Raw genomic sequence first — 25952 nt, 5'->3', positions numbered from 1 at the left:
GGCCTGCTCAGCGACGTTCGACTGAGGGCCGCCCGGCCGGCGGATCGGGCGAGCCGGAACGCCACTCACCCAACGTGACACCGTGAACCCGAGCGGGCCAGGTGACGGACAGTTGCCGTCGGGTGGCCGAGGCGGTCCCCGCCGGACCCGGTCGGGGGAGCGGCCGTCCGGGCGGGGCCGGGCGGGAAGAGGCGCGACGGTAGCATCTGTGGGTCCACCCGACATCCCGGACGGAGCGTACGGAGCAGCATGCTCGACATGGAGTTGATCCGGAAGGATCGCGAGGCGGTGGCGACCGCGCTGGCGAAGCGACTGGATCCCGCCGAGGTCAACCGGGTCCTGGACGAGATCCAGCGGCTCGACCAGGAACGCCGTGCCCTGATCACCGAAATCGACGCCGAGCGGCAGCGCCGCAAGGCCGACGCGCGGGCGTACGCGGCGGCGAAGCGCGCCGGCAGCGAGCCGGAGGTCTCCGCGCCGGAGGCCGGCCGCAAGCAGCTGGCCGAGCTGGAGTCCGAGCTGGACCAGGTGCAGTCCCGGCTGCACGGCACGATGAGCGAGCTGCCCAACCTGCCCGCCGACGACGTCGTCGCCGGCGGTAAGGAGGCGAACCGGGTGGTGAAGACCTTCGGTGAGCCGCCGGTGATCGAGAAGGTCCGCGACCACGTCGAGCTGAGCCGGATGCTGGGACTGGTCGACCACGAGCGGGGCGTCAAGCTCGGTGGCTCCGGCTTCTGGATGTACACCGGCATGGGCGCCCGGCTGGAATGGGCGCTGCTCAACTTCCTGATCGAGCGGAACATCGAGGCCGGTTACGAGTTCCTGCTCCCGCCGCACCTGCTGCTGGACAGCGCCGGCTTCGCCGCCGGCCAGTTCCCCAAGTTCTACGACGACGTCTACCACCTGGACAAGGAGTCCGCCCCCCGCGGGCAGTTCCTGCTGCCCACCTCGGAGACGGCGATCCTCGGGGCGTACCAGAACGAGATCCTGGAGACGGCGAAGCTGCCGCTGAAGGCGTTCGCGTACACGCCGTGCTACCGGCGGGAGGCGGCCGGCTCGCACTCCGACGAGCGGGGCACGGTGCGCGGCCACCAGTTCAACAAGGTGGAGATCTTCCAGTTCACCCTGCCGGAGCAGGCGGGCGCCGCGCTGGAGGAGATGGTCACCCACGCGGAGAGCCTGGTCGAGAGCCTCGGCCTGCACTACCAGCGCACCCTGCTGTCGGCCGGCGACGCCAGTGCCTCGATGCGGAAGACCCTCGACATCGAGGTCTGGATGCCGAGCACCGGCAAGTACAAGGAGGTCTCGTCGGTCTCCTGGGGCGGCGACTACCAGGCCCGCCGGGCGGCCATCCGCTACCGCGAGCCGGGTGGCAAGCAGACCCGCTTCGTGCACACCCTCAACGGTTCGGCGCTGGCCACCAGCCGGCTCTTCCCGGCCATCCTGGAGCAGTTCCAGCAGCCCGACGGCTCGGTGCTGGTGCCCGAGGTGCTCCGCGACCGGCTGGGCACGGACCGGCTCACGGCGACCCGCTGACCGCGCTCCGATCGGCGGGGGCCCGGGTTCTCCCGGCCCCCGCCCTCCGGCGGGTCAGCACGGCGGCGACCAGCAGCGCCACCAGCACGACCGCGAGTACCCCGGGACCGACCGCGTCCAGGGCCGCGACCAGAGCCCGCTGGACCCGGGCCGCGCCGACCACCACCGGGTCGCCGAACGCGTCGTGCCGGCCCTGCGCGAGCCGGACCTCGTACCAGCCGTACCAGGCGACGTAGCCGCCGGCGAGCAGCAGCACCAGGCCGCTGAGCCGGGGCACCCACGCGCCGGCGCCGCGCAGCCCGGCCACCACCCGGCCGCGCAGCAGCGCCACGCCGAGCGCGGCCACCGCGACCACCAGGCCCATCCCGATCGCGTACGCGACGAAGAGCGCCAGCCCGCGCAGCGTCGAGCCGGCCTGGAGGCTGGTCACCACGATCGCCAGGAACGGGGCGATCGTGCAGGTCAGCGAGGCCAGCGCGTACGCCATCCCGAACAGCGCCATGGACCCCCACGACCGGGTCAGCCGGGGCGCCCGCCCACCCCACCGCGGGGCGGGCAGCCGCCGGCCGGCCAGCAGCCAGCAGCCCACCAGCAGCAGCCCGAACCCGAGGGTCACGGTGAGCCAGGGCAGCCGGGGGCGCAGCCAGTCGGCCAGCGGCGCCAGGGCCAGCCCGAAGGCGCCGAAGACCAGCACGTACCCGGTGGTCAGCCCGGCCGTCGCGGTCAGCGCCCGGCGGACCGCGCCGCCGGTCTCCGGTGGCCCGGCGACCAGCAGCGACAGGTACGCCGGCAGCATCGCGAAGCCGCACGGGTTCACCGCGCCGAGCATGCCGGCGGTGAGCGCCAGCAGCAGCGGGGCGGTCATCAGCCGGCCAGCGCGGCGACCCGGCGGGTGAGGTCCTCCCCGTCGAGGAAGCCCTGGTGGACGACCTTCCCGTCCCGGTCGATGATCAGGAAGGTGCTCTGCTCGACCACCTCGAAGCGCCGCCAGAGCGTCCCGGCCCGGTCGTCGAGCTGGGGCGTCCCGGCCAGGTCGAACTCGGTGACGAACTCCTTCATCGCCCGCTGCTCGCCCAGCCCGGCCACCCCGATGATGGGCACGGTGTCCCGGTACTTCGGGGCGATCTCGGCGACCGTCCACGCCTGGCTGGCGCAGGTGGCGCACCAGGGCGCCCAGAACCAGAGGACCACCGGCCGGCCGGCCAGTTCGGCGGCGGAGAACGCCGTACCGTCCAGGGTCCTCCCGGTGAACCGCAGCGTGTCGGGCACCGCGGCCGGCGGCTTCGCGGCGCCCGGCGCGCTCGCCGCGGGTGAGCCGGCGGCCAACGGGGACGCGGTGCCCACCGGCACGGCGACCTCGGCGGACGGCCGGTCCGGGGCGGGGCCGACCGCGCAGGCACCGCCGGCCAGCAGGACGGCGGCCAGCGCCGCGACGGTGGCGGCGGACCGCGCCGGGGCGGGCGCTCGTCCCCCTGGTCGGTTCCTCCGGTACGACGACCGCATCCGCGTCTCCTTGAGTGGGCGAGCTACTCGGCCTTGGCCAGCCGCAGCGCGAGCTCGGGGCAGACCTTGACCGCCTTGATCGCGCCCTCCTTGAGCCAGGTCGGCACGGGGGTGGGCGGGAAGGCGGGATATCCGTTGGCGTCCAACCGGATGAAGTCCGGCACCACGTGCGCGCAGAGCCCGTGCCCGTCGCAGCGGGACCAGTCCAGGGTGAGCTTCTGCGGGTTGGCGTCGGGCGCGCCGGGCAGCCCCATCACGCCCCTGACCCGCCGCCCGCATCCCTCACCGGTGGTGTGCAGCCGCAGGTCCTCGGCGAAGACCTCCATCGCGGAGAGCGCGAACCGGGCCGTACCGTCGGGGTGGCTGCACGCGCCACGGCCCTTGACGACACCGGCGGCGGCCCGGACGACCTCCACCGGCGCGCTGCCGGAGACCGCCAGGTCGACGGCGCGGGCCAGGTCGGGCAGCCCCATCTTGCACGGTCCGCACTGGCCGGCGGACTCGCCGGCCAGGTAGCGGACCACCTGTGCGGCCTCGCCGAGCGGGCAGGTGTCGTCGGCGAGCGGGACGATGATGCCGGCGCCCAGCGTGCCGCCGACCCTGGTGAGGCCCTTGCGGGAGACCTCCGCCCGGTCCGCGGCGTCCTGGCTGATCCACTTGCCGTGGTAGCCGCCCATCAGGATGCCGGGCCCTTCGGGCACCTCGCAGAGGTCGAGGATCTCCCGCAGCGGGGTGCCGGCGGCGCACTCGACCACGGCCGGGCGCTTCGCCGCGCCGGTCACCGTGAGCAGCACCGTGCCGGGCTCCTCGTCGGTGCCGAGCGCCGCGTACTCGTACGGGCCGAGCCGGGCGGCGACGGCGAGCTGGGCGTACGTCTCGGCGTTGGAGAGCAGGGTGGGCAGCCCGCCGACGCCGGAGTCGCTGGAGCGTTTCTTGGTGCCCGGCGGGATGTGCGGCAGGCCGTTGATCCCGTTGACCAGCGCGCCGCCCTCACCGGAGATGAACCGGTGCGGCACGGTGACGATGCTGGTCGGCACCGGCATCCGCCGTTCCTGCAGCGCCTCGGTGAGCGAGGCACGGCCGATGTCGTCGTCGGCCACGCCGATCACGATCTCCTCGGCGTCCAGCGCGTACGCGGCCAGCGCGGCGCCGTCGAGGATCAGGTGCGGCGCCCGGGTGAGCAGCACCTTGTCCTTCCAACTGGCCGGCTCGCCCTCGGAGGCGTTGACCACCACCACGGCGGGGAGATTCTGCCGCTCGCAGGACTCGAGCACCGCCTTGAGCTTGCGGAAGAGCGGGAAACCCGCGCCACCCTTGCCCTTGAGCTGGATGCTCTCGGCCAGCCGCAGCAGGTTGCCCGGCTCCACCGGGCCGATCGGGCCGTGCACCTCCTCGTGCGCGATCAGGTCGAGGCGGCCGAACTCGGCGAAGCCGGCGGTGAGCCGGGGCTCCCCGACGCAGGCCACCGGGGGCACCTTCGTACGCATCACTTCGCCTCACCCCGCAGCCCCGCCCAGTACGCGCCGTCGACCGCGTCCGCGTCGGCCCGCCGGCGTCGACGGCGGCTGTCGGCGTTGGCCTTCAGCGCCCGACGGGAGGCCAGGTCGACCAGGGTCGGGGTGTCGTCGACGGGCAGTTCGTCGCCGAGGTAGCGGGCCGGCGGACGCCAGTAGTCCGGCTCCTCCGGCACGTCGTCGGCGACGCTGTGCCGGCCGGCGCCGCTGCGCGGGGTGGCCGAGATCGGCTCGGCGGAGACGGGCAGCGAGGCTTCCCAGCGGCGCGGGCTGTCCCACGGCTCCTCGGGTTCCTCCAGCCGGGGCGGCACCGAGTAGCGGGCGACCAGGTCGTCGTCGTCCCGCCGGGACCGCCGGCCCGCGGAGACCGGCGCGACGTCCTCGTCGCGGCGGCGCCGGGGCACCGGCTCCGGCTCCTCGTCGCGGCGGGTACGGCCGGCGCGGACCGGCTCGCGCAGGGTGCCCGGCTCGGGGACGACCGGCACGGTGAACCGCTCCGGGTCGCGGCGGCGGGCGGTGCCGGTCGGTGCGCTCCACGAGGTGGCCGTGGTCTCGGCCCAGCCGCCGTCGCGGCTGCGAGAGCGTTCCTCCTCCCGGGCCTCGCTCTTGCGCCGGCCGAGGCCGCCCAGCAGCGACCGGCCGCTGCCCTCGTCGCTCACCCGGACGGTCATCGCCTGGTTCAGCGCGGCGGCCTGGTGCTGCTCCCGGCTGCGCTTGCCCAGGTGGACGGAGAGCCGCACCATCAGCGCCACCACCACCAGCAGCACGCAGGCCAGGTAGCTCAGGGTGACCCAGGACTTCGCCGTACGCCCGGCGTTGAGGCCGTGCACCAGCGCGAACGGCCAGGAGACGTACGCCAGCGAGTGCAGCGCCCGCCACAGCCACTTCGGACCGACGCCGGCGAAGCGGACCCGGATGATGCCGGTCCAGAGCACGCTCACCATCAGGAACGCGGCCACCGTGCCGAGGCCGACGTAGAGGCCCCGGCCGCCGACGAACGGCACGACCGCGTCGGTGGGCCCGGCCCGGCCGATGGCGATCTTCGTGGTCACGTGGAAGACCAGCCCGGCGACGCCGAGGATGCCGGTGGCCCGGTGCGCGGACTGGAGCAGCACCCGGTGCCGGATCATCAGCACCAGCCGGTCGGTGGCGAGCAGCCCCATCATCACGGTGAGGCTCAGCGAGACCAGGGCCACCACCCCGGCGAAGAACTCGGTGAAGAAGAAGCCGTAGGCGTACATCGCGCCGCCGGCTCCGGTGAGTTCCACGCCCGCCCAGGCCAGGGCGAGGACGGACGCGGCCAACAGGGCCATCGTGGACTTCGACACGGTCCGGACCCCACGGCTGGTCGTGGTGGTCCGGACGGTCGTCGCCTTCGGGTTCTGCTTTGCCCGGGCCATCTGCTCCCCGATCGTGTCTCACGGCGGCGCTGCCACCGGCCGACCCTGCTCCCTCATCCAGTACGGACGTCCGGCGCGTACGGATCAGCGTCGGTGGCGAATTTCTCGGCGGACCCGTCGAACCGACCCGGCCCGGAGCGCGTGTAGCGCGGTACGCAACGACGCATGTCCATCCGTTGACAGTCCCTGCAACGCGCTTGTAACCTTTCGGAAAAATTTCAGCCCCGGCTGCAAGAAGCCGTCAGCTGAACCCCTCCCCCGCACTGCCACCATCCCCCGAACCCCAGGAGTCCCCATGCATCGACGTCGATGCCGCTCCGCCCTCCTCGCGCTCACCGCGGTCGCGAGCCTGCTGGTACCGACCGCCGTGGCGGCACCCCCGGCCGGCGCGGCCACGCCCGGCACCAAGAAGGTCATCGTCCAGCTCTTCGAGTGGAACTGGACCTCGGTGGCCAGCGAGTGCACCAACGTCCTCGGCCCGAAGGGCTACGGCTACGTCCAGGTATCCCCGCCGCAGGAGCACGTCAACAGCAGCCCCTGGTGGGTGGCCTACCAGCCGGTCAGCTACAAGATCGAGTCCCGGAAGGGCACCCGGGCGCAGTTCCAGTCGATGGTCACCACCTGCCACAACGCGGGCGTGAAGGTCCTCGTCGACACCGTGGTCAACCACATGTCCGGCCAGGAGAACGGCGGCACCGGCTGGGCCGGCACCAGCTACGGCCACTACAACTACCCGGGCACCTACGGCTCGCAGGACTTCCACTACTGCGGGCGCAACGGCAACAACGACATCGTCAACTACGGCGACCGGTACGAGGTGCAGAACTGCGAGCTGGTGAACCTCTCCGACCTCAAGACCGAGTCGGACTACGTCCGCACCCGGCTGGCGACGTACATGAACGACCTGCTCTCCCTGGGGGTCGACGGGTTCCGGCTGGACGCCAGCAAGCACATGCCGGCCGCCGACATCGCCGCCATCAAGGGCAAGCTCTCCCGGTCGGCGTACATCGTGCAGGAGGTCATCTACGGCGCCGGTGAGCCGATCCAGCCGACCGAGTACACCGGCAACGGCGACGTGCACGAGTTCCGCTACGGCAAGGACCTCGCCCGGATGTTCAACAGCGAGCGCCTGGCGTACCTGAGGAACTTCGGCGAGGCGTGGGGCTACCTGCCCAGCGGCCAGGCGGTGGCCTTCGTGGACAACCACGACACCCAGCGCGAGGGCGGGGTGCTGACGTACAAGAACGGCGGGGCGTACGCCCTGGCGAACGCCTTCATGCTGGCCTGGCCGTACGGCACGCCGGCGGTCATGTCGAGCTTCTCGTTCAGCAACAAGGACCAGGGTCCGCCCTCGGACGCCAGCAACAAGGTCTCGAACACCACCTGCTACTCCGGCTGGGAGTGCGAGCACCGCTGGCGGGTCGTCGCCAACATGGTCGGCTTCAACAACGCCACCCAGGGCGCGGCGGTCGCCAACTGGTACGACAACGGCTACCAGCACATCGCGTTCAGCCGGGCGGGCAAGGGCTACCTGACCATCAACGACGAGGACTTCGCGGTCAGCGGCCGGTCGTACTACACCGGGCTCCCCGCCGGCCGGTACTGCGACGTGATCCACGGCGACTTCGCCAACGGCTCCTGCAGCGGCCCGGTCATCACGGTGGACTCCGCCGGCTGGTTCGCGGCCACCATCCCGGCGCACGACGCGGTCGCCATCCACGTCGGCGCCAAGCTGCCCTGACGCCTCGGCGTCCCGACCGATTCCGGGGCCCCCACCCGCGCCTGATCCGGCCGGGTGGGGGCCCCGCACGCGCTCTACCCTTCAGAGCGGGAACCGGGGACGGGCGTGCCACGTCGGACTCGCATGGGGACCACCCGAACCGCGCCACTGGCGTTGCTGCTCGCCCTCGCCGCCTGCACCCCGACGGAGAGCGGCCCGGCCGCCGCGCCGTCCGGCCCGTCCGTACCCCCGCCCGGCACCACCGCGCCGGCCACGGACGCCGTACGGGAATGCGGCACCTGGACCGTCGCCCAGGGCGGTGAGCTGCCCGCGCGCGCTGCCGGCTGCCTCCTCGACGCGGTCCGCGACCGCCGCCCCGCCCGACTGGTCGTCACCCGACCCACCGTGGAGGGCGACCCGATCACCACCAGCTTCGTCGCGGGGTCGGACGGCCGGGTCGAGGTGACCGAGGACGGCCGGCTGGACCGGTTCGGTTCGAGGCGGATCGAGCGGCGCACCTGCACCGCCGTCACCCTCGACCACGGGTGGCCGGTCGGCGCCCCCTGCTCCCCGCCACGATCCGGCTGACCCTTTCCCTGACCGGGGCGGGGTCAGCCGGGTGGGGATCAGTCGCCGAGAAGCCAGCCGTTCTCCTCGGCGATCCGCACCGCCGCGGCCCGGTTGCGGGCCCCGGTCTTGCCGATCGCGGCGGAGAGGTGGTTGCGCACCGTCCCCTCGGACAGGTGCAGCGCCCGGGCCAGGTCGGCGACCGTGCCGCCGCCCCGGGCGGCGCGCAGCACGTCGGTCTCCCGCTCGGTCAGCGGGCTCGCCCCGGTCGCCAGGGTCTCCGCCGCCAGGGTCGGGTCGACCACCCGCAGGCCGGCGTGCACCCGGCGGACCGCGTCGGCGAGCTGCCGGGCCGGGGTGTCCTTGACCACGAACCCGTTCGCCCCGGCCTCCATCGCCCGACGCAGGTAGCCCGGCCGGCCGAAGGTGGTCACCACCAGTACCCGACAGCCGGGCATCGCCGCCCGCAGCGCGGCGGTGGCGGCGATGCCGTCCAGCCCGGGCATCTCCACGTCCAGCAGCGCCACGTCCGGCGCGCAGCGCCGGGCCGCGTCCACCACCTCGTCGCCCCGGCCCACCTCGGCCACCACCTCGAGATCCGGTTCCAGCGAGAGCAGCGCGGCCAGCGCGCCGCGGACCAGCGCCTGGTCGTCGGCGAGCAGCAGCCGGATCGGCACGCTCACCGCGCCGTCTCCGGCACGGCGACCCGGAGCAGGAAGCCGGGCCCATCGGTCCGCCGCCCCACGCTGACCGTTCCGTCCAGCCGGCGGGCCCGCTCGCGCAGCCCGGTCAGCCCGTGCCCGGCGCCACCGTCGACCTCGGACGGTCCCCGCCCGTCGTCGGCGATCTCCACCCGGTCCGGGGCCACCCGGATCACGCACCGCCGGGCCCCGCTGTGCCGTACCACGTTCGTCACTCCCTCCCGGACGGTCCAGCCGAACAGCTCGTCCCGCGCCGCCGGCAGCTCCGGCGGGTCGTCCGGCAGCTCCGCGACGATGCCCGCCGCGGCCAGCGCCGTCCGGGCGCCGGCCAGTTCGTCGGCCAGGCTGATCCCCCGGTACGCCCCGACGGTGCGCCGCACGTCGGCCAGCGCCTCCCGGGCCAGCCGTTCGACGTCGGCGATCTCGGTGGCCGCCCGGGCCGGGTCCAGCTCCAGCAGCCGCCCGGCCAGCTCCGCCTTGACAGCCACCACGGTCAGCGAGTGGCCGAGGATGTCGTGCAGGTCGCGAGCGGTGCGGGCGCGTTCCTCGGCGACCGCCAGCCGGCCGATCTCGGCCTGGGCGGCCTGGAGCTCGGCGTTGCGCTGGGCCAGCCGGCTCACCCCGAACATCGCGAACGAGGCGAGCAGCACCGCGAAGACCACGGTGTCCTCTGCCTCCCAGGCGGGCACCAGCCGGGCGGCCACCGGCGGAGTCGCCGCGGCGAGCGCGACCACCACCAGCGCCGGCCGGAACGGCAGCAGGAAGACCGCCGCCGCGGCCACGAAGACCAGGGTGGCCATCCAGTCGCCGCCGGTCCCCGGGATGCCGGCCAGGCCCAGCACGAGCAGCGCCGCGAGGAACGCCCAGGCCCGGCGGCGGGGGACGGGCAGGTGCCGCTGCCGCCGGTGGCGGGCCCATTCGAAGACGACCACGTAGCCGAAGCCGAAGGCCACCAGGGTCAGCACGCCGACCACCCGGCGCCAGACCTGCTCCTGGTGCAGGGCGGTGAGCAGCGGCATGTTGAGGAAGAAGAGCCAGACCCCGGCGAGCAGCCAGCCGGTGAACCGCCAGCGGCGGTTCACCGGCTGGAGCCGGGGCGGCGGGGCGTCCATTTCGTACACGCTAGCCTCCGCCGGACCGGTCAGACCCGGGTGGTGTCCCGGCGGAACAGCCGGGCCGCGCCGAGGCCGAACAGCGCCGTCCAGCCGACCAGGTTCGCCACCGCCGCCAGGCTCACCCCGTCGTCGGTGAGCGGGGCGCGGGCCAGTTCACCGACGCCGTACACCGGGGTGAACCGGGCGATCTGCTGAAACACGTCGGGCAGCAGGTCCAGCGGGACGAAGAGGCCGCCGAACATGGCCAGGATGGCCAGGATCGGGCCCATGAACTGCATGACGTTCTCGGCCGGGGCGAGGTAGCCGACGAAGAGGCCGAAGGCCGCGAAGACCAGCGAGCCGAGCCAGGCCGCGAGGCCGGCCAGCAGCCAGACGTACGCCGGTACCCGCACCCCGGAGGCCGCGCCGACGGTGAACTCGACGAGCATGGCGAGCAGCCCGAGCACCATCGCGGTGGCCACCTTGGTCGCCACGTACGCGGCCGGGTGCAGCGGGGTGAGCCGGAGCTGGCGGCTCCAGCCGAGCGCCCGTTCGGTGGCGACCGCCGCGCCGGCGCTGGTGGTGGCGACCATGGCCGCGTAGACGGCCAGGCTGATCATGATCCAGGCGGTGACCGGCCGACCGTTGGGCAGTTCCTGGCCGCGCTGCGGCAGGCCGAAGAGGAGGAAGAAGACGGCCGGCATGACCAGGGTGAACATCAGCGTGCGCCGGTTGCGCAGCACCCGGCGGATCTCGATGGCGAGCACCGCCGGGGAGAAGCCGCCGAGGGCGGGCGGGCGCCGGTCGGCGGGGTCGGCGGCGGACGGGGTGCGGGTGGCGGAGGTCAGGGTCATCTCAGGCTCCGACGGTCTCGGCGGCGGTCAGGGCGAGGAAGGCGTCCTCGAGGTTGCGGGAGGTGATCTCCACGTCCCGGGCGGCGGTCCGGGTGAGCAGGTGCCGAGCCACCGCGTCCGAGTCGCCGGTACGGATCAGCACGGCGTCCCCGCGTACCTCGACCGTCTCGACGCCCGGCAGGGCGGCCAGCCCGGCCTGGTCGGCGGCCGGGAGGGTGGCCCGGACGGTGCGCCCGGCGGCCAGGTTCTTGATCTCGGCGGTGCTGCCGTCGGCGACCACCCGCCCCTGTCGGACCAGCACGATCCGGTCGGCGTACGCGTCGGCCTCGTCCAGGTAGTGGGTGGCGAAAATGACGGTCCGGCCGGCCCGGGCGTCGGCCCGGATCGCCTGCCAGAAATCCCGCCGCCCCTCGACGTCCATCCCGGTGGTCGGCTCGTCGAGGACCATCACGTCCGGGTCGGAGAGCAGCGCCAGGGCGAAGCGCAGCCGCTGCTGCTGGCCGCCGGAGCACTTCCCGACCAGCCGGTCGGCCAGCTCGGCGATCCCCGCCCGCGCCAGCACCTCGGCGACCGGCCGGGTACGGCCGTGGAAGTGCGCGGTCATCCGTACCGTCTCGGCGACGGTGAGGTCCTTGAGCAGGCCGCCGCTCTGCATGACGGCGGCCACCCGGCCGTGCCGGACCGCCTCGGCGGGGGTGCCGCCGAACAGCCGGACGGTGCCGGCATCCGGGCGGGCCAGGCCGAGCAGCAGGTCGATGGTGGTGGTCTTGCCGGCGCCGTTGGGGCCGAGGAAGGCCACCACCTCACCGGCGGAGATGCGCAGGTCGAGACCGTCGACGGCGGTAACCGGTCCGAAGCTCTTGCGGAGGCCGGCCAGCTCGACGGCCGGGTGAGTACTTCTGGTCATGACTCTGATGCTCCGGCGTGCCGGCCGCCCGGTCCCGGAGCGGGCGTCACGTTCAAGGCATGACAAATGTCAGGCCCCGGCCAGATTCCCGCGGCCTCCGGCGGGTAACCGCGGGGTCCGCGCACCGCCGCAACCGGGGAGGGACGCCATGGGCTCCGCGCCGACCGGACGGGTCGACACGATCGTGCTGATCCACGGCCTCTGGATGACATCGCGCAGCTGGGAAGGGTGGGCCCGGCACTACCGGGCGCTCGGCTTCCGGGTGGTGACGCCCGCCTGGCCCGGGATGGAGGGCGAGGTGGAGGCGCTGCGACAGGACCCGGCTCCGATCGCCGGGGTCACCCTGGACCGGATCATCGACCACCACACGGCGGTCATCCGGGAGCTGCCGAACCCGCCGATCGTGATGGGGCACTCCTTCGGTGGGCTCGTCACCCAGGTGCTGCTCGACCGTGGGCTCGGCGCGGCCGCCGTGGCGATCGCCCCGGCGGCGCCCAGGGGCGTGCTCCGGCTGCCGGTGAGCACGCTGCGCGCGGCGTACCCGGTGCTGCGCAGCCCGGCCAACCGGCACCGGGCGGTGCCGTTCACGCCCGAACAGTTCCGGTACGCCTTCGGCAACACGCTCAGCGCGGAGGACTCCGACCGGGCCTGGCAGCGGTACGCCGTCCCGGCCGCCGGCCACGTGCTCTTCGAGGGGGCGTTCGCCAACCTCGACCCGCGCTCCGCCGCCACGGTCGACCCCAGGCGCGATGACCGGGGCCCGCTGCTGCTGATCGCCGGGGGCGCGGACCACGTCTCCCCGCCGCAGCTGGTCAAGGCGAACGCGGGGATCTACCAGAAGTCGCGGGCCGTCACCGCGTACCACGAGTTCCCGGGGCGGTCGCACTTCACCGTCGGGGAGCAGGGCTGGGAGAAGGTCGCCGACTACGCGCTGGACTGGGCGGTGGAGATGGCCTCGACCCGTTCACCGGCGATCGTCGGCGAAGCACCCCGCTGGTGACCTTCGGCCCTGGCATGGGACGGCGTACCAGGGGTATGACGGGAGCATGAGGGCGAGCTTCCGGCTTGGCCGGATCGCGGGCGTACCCGTCGGGGTCAACTGGAGCGTCCTGGTCATCTTCCTGCTGATCGCCTGGGGGCTGTCGGCCAACCTGTTCCCCCGGTCGTACCCGGGCCGGCCCACCTGGCAGTACGTGCTGGCCGGGCTGGCCGCGGCGGCGGTCTTCTTCGTCGGCCTGCTGGCCCACGAGGTCTCCCACGCGGTGGTCGCCAAGCGCAACGGCCTCCAGGTGAAGGGGATCACCCTGTGGCTCTTCGGCGGGGTCGCCGAGCTGAGCGGCGAGGCGCCGAACCCGGGCGCGGAGCTGCGCATCGCCGGCATCGGCCCGCTGGTCAGCCTGCTGCTCGGCTTCTTCTTCGGCGGCATCGCCGTCGTGCTGGCACTGGCCGGGCAGGGTGGGCTGCTGCTCGGCTCGCTGTCCTGGCTGGCCGGCATCAACATCCTGCTGGCGATCTTCAACATCCTGCCCGCCGCGCCGCTGGACGGCGGCCGGCTGCTGCGCGCCGCCGTGTGGAAGGCGACCGGCGACCGGACGAAGGCGTCGGTGGTGGCCGCCCGGGCCGGTTGGATCCTCGGCGCACTGCTGATCGGGCTGGGGCTGCTCCAGTTCCTGACCGGCTCCGGGGTGGGTGGGCTCTGGCTGGCGCTGATCGGCTGGTTCCTGATCGGCGCGGCCGGTGTCGAGGAGCGGCAGGCGAAGATGGGCAGCGCGCTGGCCGGTGTCCGGGTCGGCGAGGTGATGACCCCGCAACCGCAGACCGCCTCGGCGGAGATGACCGTCGCCGACTTCGTCGACCACTACCTCTTCGCGTACCGGCACTCGGCGCTGCCGCTGACCGAGGACGGCCGGCCGACCGGCCTGGTCACCCTGGACCGGGTACGCGGGATCCCCGCCGACCGGCGGGCCACCACCACGCTGGCCGAGGTCTCCTGCCGGGCCGAGGACCTGGTGCTGGCCCGGCCGGAGGAACCGCTCAACGACCTGCTCCCCCGGCTCAGCCAGTGCGCCGACGGTCGTGCCCTGGTGGTCACCGAGGGGCGGCTGGTCGGCATCGTCTCGCCCAGCGACATCAGCCGGGCGGTGCAGCGCGGCAGCCTGCGCGACCAGGTGGCCGGCCGTCACTGACGGCCGGGTGGGTCAGTCCCGGGGGAAGTACCGGTCCAGCAGCTCGGTGCGGAATGTGCCGGCCGGGTCCAGCTCGGCCAGCAGGGTGCGGAAGTCGTCGTACCGGGGGTAGCCGGCGGCGACCGCGGCCGGGTCCAGGGTGAAGACCTTGCCCCAGTGCGGGCGGGGGCCGAAGGGCGCGAGCCGCTGCTCGATCTCGGCCACCACCGGCAGCACCCGGGCGGCGTCGGCGATCCAGGTGAAGTGCGCGGCCAGGCTGTCCCGCCCCTGGTTCGGGCTGAGCCACAGCTCGTCGGCGGCGACCGTACGCAGCTCGCAGACCTGGAGCACCGCCGCGATCCGGTCCCGCATCCCGTCCAGGGCGGCGAGCGCGTCGGCCGCCGCCGCGCGGGGCAGGTGGTACTCGGACTGGAGCTCGTCGCCGCTGCTCGGGGTGAACCCCAGCCGAAAGTGCGGCAGCCGCTCGTGCCACGGGCCGGGCTCGCCGAGCTGGGGCGTGCAGTTCACCGGGTCCATGCCGGCGACCGGGTGCACCGGCGCGTCGGCGGCCGTGGTGCCGAGCCAGTCGGCCGGGGGCGGCGGCCGGTCGGCGAGCTGCTTGCGCCAGACCTGGTCGATCGCCGACGACCGCCAGGTGGTGAAACCGCTGACGCTGTACGCCGAGCCGAACGCCGCGTCGAGCGCCTCGCGGGGCAGGTCACGCCGGACGTACTGGCGGATCGCGAAGGTCGGCACGACGTCCAGGGTGACCCGGGTGACCACGCCGAGCGCGCCGAGGGACACCACCATGCCGGCGAACCGGGGATCGGACCGGTCCACGGTGAGCAGGTCACCGTCGGCGGTGACCAGTTCCAGCCCGGCGACCGCGGCGGCGAGGTTGCGATTGCCGTCGCCGGAGCCGTGGGTGCCGGTGGCCACCGCGCCAGCCACCGAGATGTGCGGCAGGGAGGCGAGGTTGGCCACGGCCAGGCCCTCGGCGTGCAGCCGGGTGGCCAGGTCGCCGTGGCGCAGGCCGCCGGCCACCGTGGCCGTGCCGCGCTCCCGGTCGATCTGAACGGTGGGCGGCAGCCCGGTCAGCGAGACCAGGTCGCCGGTGGTGTCGCCGAACCGGTTGAACGAGTGACCGGTACCGAGGGCGCGGACCCGCTCGGCGCCGGCGACCAGCCGGCGCAGCTCGTCCACCGTGGACGGCCGGTGCAGCCGGCGGGCCGCGTAGGTGACGTTGCCGGCCCAGTTGCGGTGCACGTCGTACCCCCCGTCCGGGCGGTTGTCGGCGCCGCCCCCGGGGAACCATACGTCGATGAGCAGCTATCGCGACCCGACCCTGCACGGTGACGTCTACCCGTCGGAGGAGGAGATCGACCCGACCGGCGTCGGGCTGGAGCCGGTGAGTGCGGCACCCGCGGCGTACCGGACCGCGCCGGTGCCGGCGCCCACCCCGGAGCCGGAGCCCGGCCCGCCGCCCGGACCGGGGCCGGCTCCGCGGGTGGGCGACCCCGGCTCGCTGTCGATCGTCACCCACCACCTGGACGGCTCGACCCAGGTGGTCACCGACCTGGACGGCGACGGGATCGCCGACGTGGTGCAGTTCGACCTGGACGGCGACGGCGTCCCGGACATCACCTACCTGGACAGCGACCGGGACGGCCGGCTCGACACCGTGCTGCGCCAGCCGGACGCGAACGTCCCACGCCGCTGACCCTCGCCGGTCACCCTCGCCCGTCATCCTCACCCGCCGCCCCTGCCCGTCTCCGGTTCGGGCGGGTCGCCTCCCGGAGTGGATGACCCGGCGAGCGGTATGACGCAGAGTCATAATTATGACCGAGCGTCATGTCGGTCACTGCCGAAAGCGGCCGGTGAGACATCACGCAGCGTCACTGGGCTGCGGGTGCTGGTGTAACGGCCGCCGCAGCGTGGCTGCGGGATGCTGGCGCGGGCGGCCGGCCCGGGGGCGGCCGGCGCAGGCGTCAGAGCTGCGGCATCACCTCGGCGGCGACCAGCTCCAGGTGGTCCAGGTCGGCCAGGTCGAGCAGCTGGAGGTAGAGGCGCTGGCTGCCGATCTCGGCGTACCGGCCGATCTTGTCGACCACCTCGGCCGGCGTGCCGGCGAGGCCGTTCTCGCGCAGCTCGGCCGGCTCCCGGCCGATCGCCGCGGCCCGCCGGGCGATCTCCGCCTCGTCCCGGCCGCAGCAGAGCACGAGGGCGTTGGACCAGGTCAGCGCGGCGGCGTCCCGGCCGATCGCGGCGCACGCCTCGCGGACCCGGCCGAACTGCGCGGCGGAGTCCGCCAGCGAGGCGAACGGCAGGTTGAACTCGTCGGCGTACCGGGCGGCCAGCCGCGGCGTGCGCTTCGGGCCCATCCCGCCGAGCAGGATCGGCGGGCGGGGCTGCTGCACCGGCTTGGGCAACGCCGGCGAGTCGCTGACCGGGTAGTACGTGCCGGGGAAGTCGAAGGTCTTGCCGGCCGGGGTCTCCCAGAGACCGGTGATCACGGCGAGCTGCTCCTCCAGCCGATCGAAGCGTTCCCCCAGCGCCGGGAAGGGCACCCCGTACGCGCGGTGTTCCTCGGCGTACCAGCCGGTGCCGATGCCCAGCTCGACCCGGCCACCGCTCATCTGGTCGACCTGGGCGACGGTGATGGCCAGCGGGCCGGGCAGCCGGAAGGTGGCGGCGGTCATCAGCGTGCCGAGCCGGATCCGGGAGGTCTCCCGGGCCAGGCCGGCCAGGGTGGTCCAGGCGTCGGTCGGACCGGGCTCCCCGCTCACGTCGCCCATCTTCAGGTAGTGGTCGGAGCGGAAGAAGGCGCCGTATCCGGCGTCCTCCGCGGCACGGGCCACGGCGAGCAGCTGGTCGTAGCTGGCGCCCTGCTGGGGTTCGGTGAAGATCCGCAGTTCCATGACCCGAGCATATGGACCCCACCCGGCCGCCGCTCCCGGACCGGCGCCGACAGCTGGCGCTGAGCACGGCGGGGCGGCCCGTCCTTTCATACCTTGACAGGCATATGAGCCTAGGGGCATATTGTGGTGGTGTCCGTCGACGCGTTCGCCGTCCTGGCCGAGCCGACCCGGCGCCGGATCCTGGACGCGCTGCGGCGCTCGGAGCACAGCGTCGGTGAGCTGGTCGACGCGCTGGGCATGAGCCAGCCGGCCGTCTCCAAGCACCTCAAGGTGCTCCGCGAGGCCGGCTTCGTCACCTGCCGGACGGCGGCCCAGCAGCGCATCTACCGCATCGACGTCACGCCCTTCCAGGCCGTGGACGGCTGGCTGGCGCCGTACCGCCGGATGTGGGCGGCCCACCTCGACGCCCTCGAACGCCATCTCGACAGTCAGGAGTGACGATGGACCGCGACTCGTTCCGCCCCGGCCCGCTCGCCGACGCCGCCCGGGAGCCGGCCGACCACGGCCGCTCCACCCTGGTCTTCCTCCGCGAGCTGCGGCACGAACCGGACCGGGTGTGGGCGGCGCTGACCGACCCGGCCCGGCTCGCCGAGTGGGCACCCTTCCTCGCCAGCCGCGACCTGGGCACGGTCGGCGACGCCACGCTCAGCACGGTCAACGGTGACGAGGTCACCGACCAGCCGTCCCGGGTGCTCCGCGCCGAACGGCCGACGCTGCTGGAGTACACCTGGGGCGACGGGCTGCTCCGCTGGGAGCTCACCCCGGTGGCCGGCGGTACCCGGCTCACCCTGCGGCACACGGTCGACGAGCCGGGGCTCGCCCCGATGGTGGCGGCGGGCTGGCACCTCTGCCTCGACGTGGCCGGCCACCTGCTCGACGGCGACCCGGTCGGGCCGATCCGCGGCGCGGAGGCGAAGAACTTCGGCTGGGACGACCTGCGCGCCGGGTACGCCGAGCGGCTGGGCGACGCCTGAGGCCGCTCAGCGACGCTCGGCGGCCGGGGCGTCCGGCAGGGTGATCGCGTTCGCCGCCCGGCGGATCGGCGCGGTCACCCGCCGGACCATCGCGTCCCGGCCGGGCAGGTGCGGCATCAGCCGCAGCATCAGCAGCTGGAAGCGGATCTGCGTGGCCGAGCCGAGCACCATGCCCTTGAGGTTACGGTCGGCGAGCCCCTGGTTCGCGGCCACGAACGGGCGCATCCGGCGTTCGTATCCGGCGAGCCCGGCGGCCGGGTCGCCCGCCGCCCGGGCCAGCTCGGCGGCCAGCACGTACGCGCCGACCAGGGCGAGGCTGGTGCCCTGCCCCGAGGCCGGCGACGGTCCGTACCCGGCGTCGCCGACCAGGGCGATCCGGCCGGTGGACCAGCGGTCCATCCGCACCTGGGTGATCGCGTCGAGATAGAGGTCGGGGGCCTCCGCTGCGGCGTCCAGCAGGCGCGGCACCTGCCAGCCCTGCCCGGCGAAGGCCCCGGTGAGCAGCGCCCGCCCGGCGGCGGGGTCCCGGTGGTCGTGGTCGCCGGCGGGTGAGCGGAACAGGAAGAGCGCCCGGGCGTCGGGGGCGCCGGCCGTGCGGTAGACGCCGACCGTACGGCCCGGCGTCACGTGCATCAGCTCGGTGCGGTCGGCGCCGAAGTGGGCCGGCACGGTGCAGACGGCGATGTGGTGCCCGAGCGGGCGCAGGTATGACGCCTCGGGCCCGAAGGCAAGCCGACGCACCGTCGAGAGCACCCCGTCCGCGCCGATGACCAGGTCGAACCGGCGAGGCGCGGCGCGCCGGAAGGTGACGTCCACGCCGCCGGGGGTTTCGGTGAGCCCGGTGACCGAGTCGTCGTAGCGGTGTTCGACGTCGTCGGTGGCGGCGGTCAGGATCCGGACCAGGTCACCACGCATGATCTCGAGGTCGTCGCCCTCACGGCCGCCGAACAGCGCGGCGTCCATGGTGGCCAGCTCGCGGCCCCGGTCGTCCAGGAAGCGGGCCACCCGCATCCCGGCGTCGTGCCGGCGGAGCCGCCCGGCCAGCCCCATCCGGTCGAGGACGGTCAGCGCCGCGCCTCGTACGTCCACCTTGTAGCCACCGTCGCGCAGCGCCGGGGCGCGCTCGACGACGGTCGGTCGGAAGCCGTGACGGCGCAGCCACCAGGCGAGCGCGGAGCCGGCGATGCCACCGCCGGAGATGAGGACGTCAGTCATGGCCGTCACTGTACAAACGTGTCGCACATATGTGCAACACGTTTGTGCCAGCATTCGGCTAGGCTGGGCGGCATGGGAAACCGTGAGGACCTGATGGCCGGCGCCCGGCGCTGCCTGGAGGCGAAGGGCTACGCCGCCACCACCGCGCGGGACGTCGCTTCCGCCGCGGGCACCAGCCTCGCCGCGATCGGCTACCACTTCGGCACCACCCGGCAGCTGCTCGACCAGGTGCTCTTCGACGCGATGGAGGAGTGGGGCGCGGAGCTGGAACGACTCCTCGCCGCGGGGGCCGGGGCGGACGCCACCGGCGCCGAGCGCTTCGAGGCGATCTGGGCCCGGGTCATCGAGTCCTTCACCCGGCTACGGCCGCTCTGGGCCGTCCAGTTCGAACTGATCGGCGCGATGGACCGCTCCCCCGAGCTACGGGAGGCCTTCGCAGCCGCCAACCGGCGGGCCCGGCTCGGGCTGGCCGCCATCTTCCACCGGATCGACCCGGCGGCCGACGAGGCGAAGGCACTCGCCCTCGGCGCGTTCTACCAGGCCATGCTCGGCGGCCTGGCCGCCCAGTCGCTGGTCGACCCAGCCGGCGTCCCCACCGCCGCAGAGCTGACCGACGCCCTGCGCACCGCCGCCGGGGAGCTCGCCGCGCTGGGCTGACGGAGCCGGCCCCGGGACCCGTGGTCGCGCGTGCGGCTGACGGATCAGGCCAGGTGCGGGGCCACCTCGCGGGCGAAGAGCCGCATCGGCTCCGGGTCGGTCGGCTCGTGGAAGTAGAGCATCAGGTACTCGATGCCCGCGTCCCGCAGGCCGAGGAAGATCTCAACGAGCCGCTCCGGGGTGCCGACCGCGCTGCCGGCGGCCACCTCGGCCCGCTCCCGGCCGCGCAGGTGCGGGGCGAGCCGGCCGGTCACCTCGGCCTCGGTCGCGCCGGTGAAGACCGACAGCGAGGCGGTCTTCAGGATGCGGTCGTAGTCGCGGCCGACGTCGGCGCAGTGCCCGGCCAGCACGGCCAGCTTCTGCCGGTAGAAGGCCGGGTCCGTGTGGTCGGTCAGGTTGCAGGCGTCGGCGTACCGGGCCACCGTGCGCAGGGTGCGCTTCTCGCCCGCCCCGCCGACCAGCAACGGGACGCGCTGCACCCCGACCGGCACGTTCTGCGCGTCGCGCACCGAGTGGTACCGGCCCTCGACGGTGGAGACCGGCTGGCGCAGCATGGTGGAGACCACCCGGGCGGCGTCGTCCAGCCGGCCCAGCCGCTCCCCCGTCGACGGGTACGGCTGCTCGTAGCCGTACGCGTCGTACTCGCGCTGGTCCCAGCCGGCGCCCAGGCCGAGGAAGGCCCGGCCGCCGCTGGCCACGTCCAGGGTGGACGCCATCTTGGCCAGCAGCGCCGGATTGCGCAGGCTGTTGCAGGTGACGATCTGCCCGAGCCGGACCCGGCGGGTCTCCCGGGCGATCGCGGCGAGGCTGGTCCAGCACTCGAAGGTGGTCTCCGGCTCACCGGAGACGGCCTGCACGTGGTCGTAGAGCCAGACCGAGTCGGCGCCCAGCTCGTCGGCCTCCCGGGCCACCCCGACCATCGCCTCGAACTGCGCGACCGGGTCGGCGAGGTGGGTGAGGTCCGACCGCCAGCCCTGGGGCAGCACCACGCCCCACCGCATCCCGCTCACGCCGTCTCCTCGTTTTCCCGGATCACCCCGGCGAGGGTAGTGGCCCGGACGGCCCGGGCGTACCCAGGTCCCGCCGGGCCAGGAAGCGGGTGTACTCGACCCGGTCGTACGGGTTGCCGTCGCCGCGCGCCCGGCGGGGCGGCTCCCCCGCCACCGGCCGGTCCCCGTACGGCTCGGACCACCACAGCCCCTCCCCGCCGGAGAGGTCGGGCAGCCGGCGCCGCGCCTCGGGAACCAGCCGGGCCGGCAGCTCGCCGGTGACCCGCCAGCTCCCCCGGCCGGGCAGGGTGCCGTCGATGCGCGCCGCCAGCCCGGCCAGCTGTCCGGTCACCGCGCCCAGCCGATCCTGCGGCACCTCCACCTCGAACCGGTGGCACGGCTCGTGCACCCGGGTGCCGGCCCGGGCCAGCGCCTGGGCCAGCACGTACGGGGTGAGGGCACGGAAGTCGCCAGCGCTGCTCACCGGCGCCCAGTAGCCGCTGCGGATCAGGGTGACCGTGACGTCGGTGACCGGCCAGCCGTGCACGCCCTGCTCCAGCGCGGCGTGCACGGTCTCCTCGATCGCGACGTGGAAGGCGGGCAGCAGGGAGCCGCGCTCGACGGCCAGCCGGTAGCGCACGCCCCGCCCCGGTTCGACGCGCAGCCCGACGGTGGCCAGGAAGCCGTTGCCGATGATCTCCTCGGCCGTACCGACGCCGACCGGCCGTTCCAGGTGGATCAGCCGGCTCGGGGCGAAGCGCGCCTCGACGCCGTACCGCTCGGACAGGGTCGCGGCGAGCACCTCCCGCTGCACCTCCCCGTAGAGCAGCACCGCGCTCTCCCCGTCCGGCGTCACCCGGGTCCGGATCAGCGGGTCGGCGTCGGCCAGGGTGAGCAGTGCGGCGTGCAGGGCGGCGGCCTGGTCGGGCCGGGCCGGCCGGACCACCGTCTCCAGGCTGGGCGGCGGGAAGTGCCGGCGGCTCTCGAGCCCGTCGGCGGTGCCGAGCTGGTCGCCGATCCGGGCTTCCGGCAGGCCGCGCAGCCGGGCGATCCGCCCGGCGGTGAGCCGGTCGGCGGTCGGATCGCCCGCCACGTCCAGCGCGGTGACCTGTCCCCGGTGCCGGGTCACCCGGCCGTCCGGCTCCCGCCGGTGCACGCTCACCCGTTGCCGGCGGCGCAGTTCCCCGCCGTACGAGCGGACGTGCGCGACCTTCTCCCCGCCGGGGTCGCGTTCCACGGCGAAGACCCGGGCCCGCAGCGCCGGCTCGGCGGGCGGGGACGGCGGCAGCAGGTGGGCGATCCCGGCCAGCAGCTCGGGTACGCCCGCGCCGGTGAGCGCCGAGCCGAACCAGAGCGGGTGCACCACCCCGGCGGCGGTCCGGTCCCGCAGCACCGCGCGGACCTGCCGGTGCCCGGGGGTGCGCTCCTCGACGAGCGCGGCGAGCAGCCGGTCGTCGTGGTCGGCGAGGGTGGTGGCCCAGCGCGTGACGACCTCGGGGGCGCGGTGGTCGTACCCGATGAAGGTGGCCTCGGCCGTGCCGGGCGCGCGGACCGTGCCCATCGGCACGGCCGCCGGGGTGAGCAGCCGGGCGACGTCGGCGAGCAGGTCGTCGACCCGGGCGCCGGGCCGGTCGATCTTGTTGATGAAGAGCAGCGTGGGCAGCCGCAGGGCGGTGAGGGTACGCATCAGCAGGCGGCTGTGCGGTTGCACGCCCTCGACCGCGGAGAGCACCAGGACGGCGCCGTCGAGTACGCCGAGCGCCCGCTCGACCTCGGCGACGAAGTCGGCGTGCCCGGGGGTGTCGATCAGGTTGACCCGGCGCCGGCCGACGGTGAAGCCGGCCACCGCGGAGCGGATGGTGATGCCGCGCCGGCGTTCGATCTCGTCGGTGTCGGTACGGGTGGTGCCGGCGTCGACGCTGCCGAGGCGGTCGATGACGCCGGTGTCGAAGAGCAGGCGCCCGGTGAGGCTGGTCTTACCGGCGTCGACGTGCGCCAGGATGCCGATGTTGACGGTCTGCATGGGTTGACGGGTCCTCGATAACTCGCGTCCGGATGGGCGGGAAGTTGTCGAGTCGGCGCATCGTTCCTGCTCCCGTCGTCGGTGACCGCGTCGTCGCCAGGCTGGCACCGCCCGGCGGGGGCGTCCACCCATTTTCCCCGCGCGGGGCTCACCCGGCGGGCGGACGGTGGCGTCGGGGCCGGCCCGACGCCACCGGCCTCGTCACACGTACGGCTTCGTGGCGTACGCCGACCGCAGCGCCGCCAGCCCGGTCGCCTTCGGCGACAGGGTGCCCCAGCCCGAGTTGAAGTAGTTGGTCCGGACGATCCGTGGGCCCCGCTCGGCGTTGAGCTGGGCGATGGCCGACGGGACGGTGGCGATCCAGGCGGCCTGGTCGGGGAACTCGGCCACCCGCACCCCCCACTCGGCGATGATCACCGGCCGGGAGAGCGCCACCGGGCCGAGGTCGGCCACCGCCCAGTCCTTGGTGCGGCGGAACCGGCCCAGCGCCGTGTGGCTGGGATCGGTGGCGTAGACGTTCCACTGGAGGAAGTCCAGCCGGGACATCAACGACTCCGGGTGGGTGCGCTGGAAGCACGCCCGGTCGAAGCCGCCCGATCCCACCGAGAAGGTGGTGCCGGCCGGCAGCGCCCGCGCCCGGAACCAGTTCACGATGTACGTCGTCGCCTGCACCGCCCGGGCGTCCGAGTCCGCCCAGTTGTACGACACCCCCGACTCGGTGGTGCCGAACTCGTGGTCGGTGTCCAGCTCGGAGGCGAGCTGGATGGTCACCGCGAAGCCCATCGCGCGGTACTGGGACAGTGCCCGGGCGAAGAGCCCGTCGCACTGGCCGGCCAGCACCTGCCCGTACCCGTACGCCTTCGGCCAGGTGGTGCCCGGCCGCTGCTGGATGGTCATCGCCGGGGCGGGCACGGTGTAGCTCACCCCGTCGACCGTGAACGTCTGCGCACCGGTGTTGGCGTTGCCGTAGTGCTTCAGCTCCAGCACCATGTTGATCTTGATGCCGTTCTGCCCCAGGGTGAGCAGCCACCCCTTGTTGTACCCGGGAAAGGTGTACCCGTCGGCGAGGCTGCGGTACTGGGTGAGCGAGCGGAAGTTGCCGCCCGCCATGTCGGCCGTCGGATCGGCGTTCCCGGAGAGGTAGTAGCCGCCCAGCACCGGCGGGGCGATCGTGTAGTCGGCGGTCGCGGTGGCGGTGCGCCCGCCGTTGTCGCGGACCGTCACGGTGACGCGGGGCATCACGCCACCGCCCGGTACACGGCCACCCCGCCGGTGTCCGAGACCTTCGTCCAGGTACGACCGGAGTCGTCGGTGACGGTCAGGGTCAGCGGGTCGATCACCGCGGTGACCTTGACCGGGGCGCTGCTGTTGCCCTGCGAGTCGGTCACCACGATGGTGACCGTGACGGGCTTCGTGTCGGGGTCGCCGTAGGTGACCGTGAGGGTCATCTGATCGCCCGGCGAGTAGGTGGATGCGTTCAGGCTTGCGCTGACGGTGGGAGCGGCCATGTCCGCCCCCTCCTCTCTTGCTCGCCCGGTCGTCGCACGCGGGCCGCCGCGATCAGCGGAAGGGGCCGCCGGCGCGCCGGCCGGAGGTGGTGACGTCCTTGTCCTGACGGAACCGCACCGCGCCCTGGCGCCCGGGGCGGCACGACCCGACCCGACGGGGCCGGGGACGCGGTCGGACCGGCAGCGGCCGACTCCGGCCGGGCGCGGCGATGGCGGCGTCGGCGGGGACCGTCAGGTCGCCCGCCGGGCCGGAGGAATGGGATGTGGCCCGCCACCCAAACCCCTCTCACCTGCATAAACAGTGCTCCTGGGGAGGCTCGCGCGTCCAGTCAGCTATTTGTCGGAGACGATGTCCGAGCAGGTGATGGCGCTCTTCGCGGTGCCGTGCCCGGATGGCCTGGCGACAGGCTCAGCGCCTGCGCCGGCGCAGCAGGTGCGCTCCCCCGCTCACCACCGTCACGCCGACCCCCGTCCCGACCAGCACCAGCACCGCCCCGACGGCCCACAGCCCGCTGTCGTCGGTCGACGCCGCACGAATCGTCCACGCCGCGGTGAAGGCGAGGGTCATCACCGGGACGACCAGCCATGGGCGCAGCCACCAGCCCGCGACGGCGGCGACCACGGCCAGGGTGAGTACGCAGCCGGCCACCTGCCACGGCTGGTACGGCCCGCTGGTCGCGCCGGTCTCCGGGTCGGTGGTGTAGCCGGTGTCCCAGCCCAGCCAGGCCCACCAGGTGGCGACGGTCGCCAGGGCGAGGAGCAGCCCGGCGAGGAGGGCACGCGTCGTCTTGTTCACGGTCCGATCCTTCCGGCGTGGGCGGCCGCGCGGATGAGCACCCCTACTCACGGTCGGCTGCGGCGTCAGACCGGTACGGTGCCCCGGATCGCCCAGGCGCGGGCGGTGAGCCGGATCGTCCCGTCGGCACCGGTCGGCACCCGGGTGCGCAGCAGCTCGCGCAGGGCCTCCCGGTCCGGCTCGGCGAGCGAGGCGACGTAGCCGGGCGCGGAGCCCTGCCCACCGAGGAACGGGGTCCAGAAGTCGTCGAAGTCGGCGAAGACGGTGGGCACGTCGACGGGACGTACCGTCACGTCCCGCAGTCCGGCTCCCGCCCAGAGCGCCCGCAGCGGCTCCGGCCGGCACATCGCGTACCGCCGGGCCTCGTCCCGTTCCGCCGCGGCGGCGTCGCCCAGCACGGCCGCGTCCCAGAAGTGGCGCATCATAGCCATGCCCTCGGCGTAGTCCCAGACGTACGCGGCGGCGACGCCTCCCGGCCGGAGGACCCGGGCGAACTCGGCGACGGCGCGGGGCGGCTCGGGGACGAAGTTGAGCGCCAGTCCACTGACGACGACGTCGACGTCGTGGTCGGCCAGGGGCAGCTCGCGGGCGTCACCGACCTCGAAGGTGACGCGCGGGTCGGCGACCCGGTGGCGGGCGTGCGCGACGAACCCGGTGGAGGTGTCGACGCCGGTGACGGTGCGCGGGTCGACGAGGCCCAGCACGGTCGAGGTCAGCGCCCCGGTGCCGCAGCCCACGTCGAGCCAGCGCCGCCCGGGCGGCTGGTCCAGCCAGCGCACGAAGGCGTCCGCCACCCGACGGCTCCACCGACCGACGTACGCCTCGTAGGCCGCGCCGTCGGCCCAGACCTGGTCCGCCATGCGCACACCATACGGGCCACGTCGGTGGCGTCGCGCTCCCTGGACGAGCGG

Annotated in this window: 26 protein-coding genes; 9 read left to right on the top strand and 17 right to left on the bottom strand. The window is 74.1% G+C overall.

The genetic code is table 11. From position 1 onward, the window contains the following. Window positions 1-249: 249 nt before the first annotated feature. On the top strand, window positions 250-1536 hold the full coding sequence (gene serS, locus V6U81_RS07045) for a serine--tRNA ligase (RefSeq protein ID WP_334485677.1): 1287 nt from the start codon (window positions 250-252) through the stop codon (window positions 1534-1536). On the opposite strand, the gene V6U81_RS07040 is transcribed toward serS, so the two are convergent. Genes V6U81_RS07040 through V6U81_RS07025 form a run of 4 tightly spaced genes read right to left on the bottom strand, consistent with a single transcriptional unit; the run spans window position 1520 to window position 5953 of the window. Beyond that, window positions 1520-2401 (bottom strand): cytochrome c biogenesis CcdA family protein, encoded by an 882-nt coding sequence (locus V6U81_RS07040; protein ID WP_334485675.1) that lies wholly within the window; start codon window positions 2399-2401, stop codon window positions 1520-1522. The two genes, serS and V6U81_RS07040, sit on opposite strands and share 17 nt — an antisense overlap. Continuing rightward, window positions 2401-3039 (bottom strand): TlpA family protein disulfide reductase, encoded by a 639-nt coding sequence (locus tag V6U81_RS07035; RefSeq protein ID WP_334485673.1) that lies wholly within the window; start codon window positions 3037-3039, stop codon window positions 2401-2403. Before V6U81_RS07035 ends, V6U81_RS07040 begins: the two co-directional genes overlap by 1 nt. A 23-nt stretch (window positions 3040-3062) precedes the next feature. Continuing rightward, the gene (locus V6U81_RS07030; RefSeq protein ID WP_334485672.1) at window positions 3063-4529 is read right to left on the bottom strand and encodes an NADH-ubiquinone oxidoreductase-F iron-sulfur binding region domain-containing protein; all 1467 of its coding nucleotides are present in this window, start codon (window positions 4527-4529) and stop codon (window positions 3063-3065) included. Beyond that, complete coding sequence (locus V6U81_RS07025; protein ID WP_334485670.1) at window positions 4526-5953, bottom strand: ferric reductase-like transmembrane domain-containing protein; 1428 nt, start codon at window positions 5951-5953, stop codon at window positions 4526-4528. The genes V6U81_RS07030 and V6U81_RS07025 overlap by 4 nt, the downstream gene beginning before the upstream one ends. A 295-nt stretch (window positions 5954-6248) precedes the next feature. Here V6U81_RS07025 and V6U81_RS07020 point away from each other — a divergent pair, with 295 nt between their 5' ends. Then, window positions 6249-7694, top strand: a complete 1446-nt coding sequence (locus tag V6U81_RS07020; protein ID WP_334485668.1) for an alpha-amylase — start codon at window positions 6249-6251, stop codon at window positions 7692-7694. A gap of 123 nt (window positions 7695-7817) precedes the next feature. Then, window positions 7818-8261, top strand: coding sequence for a DUF4362 domain-containing protein (locus tag V6U81_RS07015; RefSeq protein ID WP_334485666.1), 444 nt, complete (start codon window positions 7818-7820; stop codon window positions 8259-8261). A 38-nt stretch (window positions 8262-8299) separates the two neighbouring features. Here V6U81_RS07015 and V6U81_RS07010 read toward each other — a convergent pair whose 3' ends face one another. The 4 genes from V6U81_RS07010 to V6U81_RS06995 are packed head-to-tail and all read right to left on the bottom strand — an operon-like array spanning window position 8300 to window position 11796. Next, window positions 8300-8923 (bottom strand): response regulator transcription factor, encoded by a 624-nt coding sequence (locus V6U81_RS07010; protein WP_477463156.1) that lies wholly within the window; start codon window positions 8921-8923, stop codon window positions 8300-8302. Then, on the bottom strand, window positions 8920-10053 hold the full coding sequence (locus tag V6U81_RS07005) for a sensor histidine kinase (RefSeq protein ID WP_334485664.1): 1134 nt from the start codon (window positions 10051-10053) through the stop codon (window positions 8920-8922). Before V6U81_RS07005 ends, V6U81_RS07010 begins: the two co-directional genes overlap by 4 nt. 29 nt (window positions 10054-10082) lie before the next feature. After that, the gene (locus V6U81_RS07000) at window positions 10083-10889 is read right to left on the bottom strand and encodes an ABC transporter permease (protein ID WP_334485662.1); all 807 of its coding nucleotides are present in this window, start codon (window positions 10887-10889) and stop codon (window positions 10083-10085) included. A 1-nt stretch (window position 10890) separates the two neighbouring features. Further along, window positions 10891-11796 carry an ABC transporter ATP-binding protein gene (locus V6U81_RS06995; protein WP_334485660.1) on the bottom strand — a complete coding sequence of 302 codons (906 nt, stop codon included), beginning with the start codon at window positions 11794-11796 and terminating at the stop codon, window positions 10891-10893. 148 nt (window positions 11797-11944) lie between these two features. Between V6U81_RS06995 and V6U81_RS06990 the strand changes: the two genes are divergently transcribed. Both V6U81_RS06990 and V6U81_RS06985 read left to right on the top strand, forming a co-directional pair. Then, window positions 11945-12796, top strand: a complete 852-nt coding sequence (locus V6U81_RS06990; protein ID WP_334485658.1) for an alpha/beta hydrolase — start codon at window positions 11945-11947, stop codon at window positions 12794-12796. 46 nt (window positions 12797-12842) lie between these two features. Beyond that, window positions 12843-13982 (top strand): site-2 protease family protein, encoded by a 1140-nt coding sequence (locus V6U81_RS06985; RefSeq protein WP_334485656.1) that lies wholly within the window; start codon window positions 12843-12845, stop codon window positions 13980-13982. Window positions 13983-13994: 12 nt separating this feature from the next. On the opposite strand, the gene V6U81_RS06980 is transcribed toward V6U81_RS06985, so the two are convergent. Next, complete coding sequence (locus V6U81_RS06980; protein ID WP_334485654.1) at window positions 13995-15227, bottom strand: FAD-binding protein; 1233 nt, start codon at window positions 15225-15227, stop codon at window positions 13995-13997. 55 nt (window positions 15228-15282) lie between these two features. On the opposite strand from V6U81_RS06980, the gene V6U81_RS06975 reads away from it, so the two are divergent. Then, window positions 15283-15681: a hypothetical protein gene (locus V6U81_RS06975; protein ID WP_334485652.1), complete on the top strand. Its 399-nt coding sequence runs from the start codon at window positions 15283-15285 to the stop codon at window positions 15679-15681. Between the two features lie 268 nt (window positions 15682-15949). Here the strand turns inward: V6U81_RS06975 and V6U81_RS06970 are convergent, their stop codons facing one another. Further along, complete coding sequence (locus tag V6U81_RS06970; RefSeq protein ID WP_334485649.1) at window positions 15950-16879, bottom strand: LLM class F420-dependent oxidoreductase; 930 nt, start codon at window positions 16877-16879, stop codon at window positions 15950-15952. A 129-nt stretch (window positions 16880-17008) separates the two neighbouring features. Between V6U81_RS06970 and V6U81_RS06965 the strand changes: the two genes are divergently transcribed. Next, window positions 17009-17317 (top strand): ArsR/SmtB family transcription factor, encoded by a 309-nt coding sequence (locus tag V6U81_RS06965; protein ID WP_334485647.1) that lies wholly within the window; start codon window positions 17009-17011, stop codon window positions 17315-17317. Window positions 17318-17319: 2 nt separating this feature from the next. Continuing rightward, window positions 17320-17853 (top strand): SRPBCC family protein, encoded by a 534-nt coding sequence (locus tag V6U81_RS06960; RefSeq protein ID WP_334485645.1) that lies wholly within the window; start codon window positions 17320-17322, stop codon window positions 17851-17853. A gap of 6 nt (window positions 17854-17859) precedes the next feature. Here V6U81_RS06960 and V6U81_RS06955 read toward each other — a convergent pair whose 3' ends face one another. Continuing rightward, complete coding sequence (locus V6U81_RS06955) at window positions 17860-19068, bottom strand: FAD-dependent monooxygenase (RefSeq protein WP_334485643.1); 1209 nt, start codon at window positions 19066-19068, stop codon at window positions 17860-17862. Window positions 19069-19140: 72 nt separating this feature from the next. Here V6U81_RS06955 and V6U81_RS06950 point away from each other — a divergent pair, with 72 nt between their 5' ends. Then, a complete protein-coding gene (locus V6U81_RS06950) occupies window positions 19141-19725 on the top strand; it encodes a TetR/AcrR family transcriptional regulator (RefSeq protein ID WP_334485641.1) in 585 nt (194 codons plus the stop codon). Between the two features lie 44 nt (window positions 19726-19769). On the opposite strand, the gene V6U81_RS06945 is transcribed toward V6U81_RS06950, so the two are convergent. The 6 genes from V6U81_RS06945 to V6U81_RS06920 form a co-directional block, all read right to left on the bottom strand. After that, a complete protein-coding gene (locus V6U81_RS06945; protein ID WP_334485928.1) occupies window positions 19770-20726 on the bottom strand; it encodes a TIGR03560 family F420-dependent LLM class oxidoreductase in 957 nt (318 codons plus the stop codon). A gap of 31 nt (window positions 20727-20757) precedes the next feature. After that, window positions 20758-22737, bottom strand: a complete 1980-nt coding sequence (locus V6U81_RS06940; RefSeq protein WP_334485639.1) for a GTP-binding protein — start codon at window positions 22735-22737, stop codon at window positions 20758-20760. Window positions 22738-22938: 201 nt separating this feature from the next. Further along, entirely contained in the window at window positions 22939-23976 is a 1038-nt protein-coding gene (locus V6U81_RS06935; RefSeq protein WP_334485637.1) for a hypothetical protein, read from the bottom strand. Further along, complete coding sequence (locus tag V6U81_RS06930) at window positions 23976-24245, bottom strand: hypothetical protein (protein WP_334485635.1); 270 nt, start codon at window positions 24243-24245, stop codon at window positions 23976-23978. Before V6U81_RS06930 ends, V6U81_RS06935 begins: the two co-directional genes overlap by 1 nt. Window positions 24246-24654: 409 nt before the next feature. Further along, on the bottom strand, window positions 24655-25041 hold the full coding sequence (locus V6U81_RS06925; protein ID WP_334485633.1) for a hypothetical protein: 387 nt from the start codon (window positions 25039-25041) through the stop codon (window positions 24655-24657). 65 nt (window positions 25042-25106) lie between these two features. Beyond that, the gene (locus V6U81_RS06920) at window positions 25107-25901 is read right to left on the bottom strand and encodes a class I SAM-dependent methyltransferase (RefSeq protein ID WP_334485631.1); all 795 of its coding nucleotides are present in this window, start codon (window positions 25899-25901) and stop codon (window positions 25107-25109) included. Between the last annotated feature and the right edge of the window lie 51 nt (window positions 25902-25952).

The organism is Micromonospora lacuserhaii (genome assembly GCF_036902735.1).
Classification (GTDB): domain Bacteria; phylum Actinomycetota; class Actinomycetes; order Mycobacteriales; family Micromonosporaceae; genus Micromonospora.
The sequence above is the reverse complement of the archived record's forward strand: the minus strand, read 5'-3'. Positions and strand labels throughout refer to the sequence as shown.

Excerpts from the sequence above, each read along its gene's own strand:
- V6U81_RS06995 (WP_334485660.1), bottom strand. The coding sequence starts at position 11,796 with ATGACCAGAAGTACTCACCCGGCCGTCGAGCTGGCCGGCCTCCGCAAG.
- V6U81_RS07040 (WP_334485675.1), bottom strand. The coding sequence starts at position 2,401 with ATGACCGCCCCGCTGCTGCTGGCGCTCACCGCCGGCATGCTCGGCGCG.
- V6U81_RS06970 (WP_334485649.1), bottom strand. The coding sequence starts at position 16,879 with ATGGAACTGCGGATCTTCACCGAACCCCAGCAGGGCGCCAGCTACGAC.
- serS (WP_334485677.1), top strand. The coding sequence starts at position 250 with ATGCTCGACATGGAGTTGATCCGGAAGGATCGCGAGGCGGTGGCGACC.
- V6U81_RS06990 (WP_334485658.1), top strand. The coding sequence starts at position 11,945 with ATGGGCTCCGCGCCGACCGGACGGGTCGACACGATCGTGCTGATCCAC.
- V6U81_RS06940 (WP_334485639.1), bottom strand. The coding sequence starts at position 22,737 with ATGCAGACCGTCAACATCGGCATCCTGGCGCACGTCGACGCCGGTAAG.
- V6U81_RS06945 (WP_334485928.1), bottom strand. The coding sequence starts at position 20,726 with ATGCGGTGGGGCGTGGTGCTGCCCCAGGGCTGGCGGTCGGACCTCACC.
- V6U81_RS06930 (WP_334485635.1), bottom strand. The coding sequence starts at position 24,245 with ATGGCCGCTCCCACCGTCAGCGCAAGCCTGAACGCATCCACCTACTCG.
- V6U81_RS06960 (WP_334485645.1), top strand. The coding sequence starts at position 17,320 with ATGGACCGCGACTCGTTCCGCCCCGGCCCGCTCGCCGACGCCGCCCGG.
- V6U81_RS06985 (WP_334485656.1), top strand. The coding sequence starts at position 12,843 with ATGAGGGCGAGCTTCCGGCTTGGCCGGATCGCGGGCGTACCCGTCGGG.
- V6U81_RS06950 (WP_334485641.1), top strand. The coding sequence starts at position 19,141 with ATGGGAAACCGTGAGGACCTGATGGCCGGCGCCCGGCGCTGCCTGGAG.
- V6U81_RS06975 (WP_334485652.1), top strand. The coding sequence starts at position 15,283 with ATGAGCAGCTATCGCGACCCGACCCTGCACGGTGACGTCTACCCGTCG.
- V6U81_RS06920 (WP_334485631.1), bottom strand. The coding sequence starts at position 25,901 with ATGGCGGACCAGGTCTGGGCCGACGGCGCGGCCTACGAGGCGTACGTC.
- V6U81_RS07005 (WP_334485664.1), bottom strand. The coding sequence starts at position 10,053 with ATGGACGCCCCGCCGCCCCGGCTCCAGCCGGTGAACCGCCGCTGGCGG.
- V6U81_RS06935 (WP_334485637.1), bottom strand. The coding sequence starts at position 23,976 with ATGCCCCGCGTCACCGTGACGGTCCGCGACAACGGCGGGCGCACCGCC.
- V6U81_RS07000 (WP_334485662.1), bottom strand. The coding sequence starts at position 10,889 with ATGACCCTGACCTCCGCCACCCGCACCCCGTCCGCCGCCGACCCCGCC.
- V6U81_RS06955 (WP_334485643.1), bottom strand. The coding sequence starts at position 19,068 with ATGACTGACGTCCTCATCTCCGGCGGTGGCATCGCCGGCTCCGCGCTC.
- V6U81_RS07020 (WP_334485668.1), top strand. The coding sequence starts at position 6,249 with ATGCATCGACGTCGATGCCGCTCCGCCCTCCTCGCGCTCACCGCGGTC.
- V6U81_RS07035 (WP_334485673.1), bottom strand. The coding sequence starts at position 3,039 with ATGCGGTCGTCGTACCGGAGGAACCGACCAGGGGGACGAGCGCCCGCC.
- V6U81_RS07015 (WP_334485666.1), top strand. The coding sequence starts at position 7,818 with ATGGGGACCACCCGAACCGCGCCACTGGCGTTGCTGCTCGCCCTCGCC.
- V6U81_RS07025 (WP_334485670.1), bottom strand. The coding sequence starts at position 5,953 with ATGGCCCGGGCAAAGCAGAACCCGAAGGCGACGACCGTCCGGACCACC.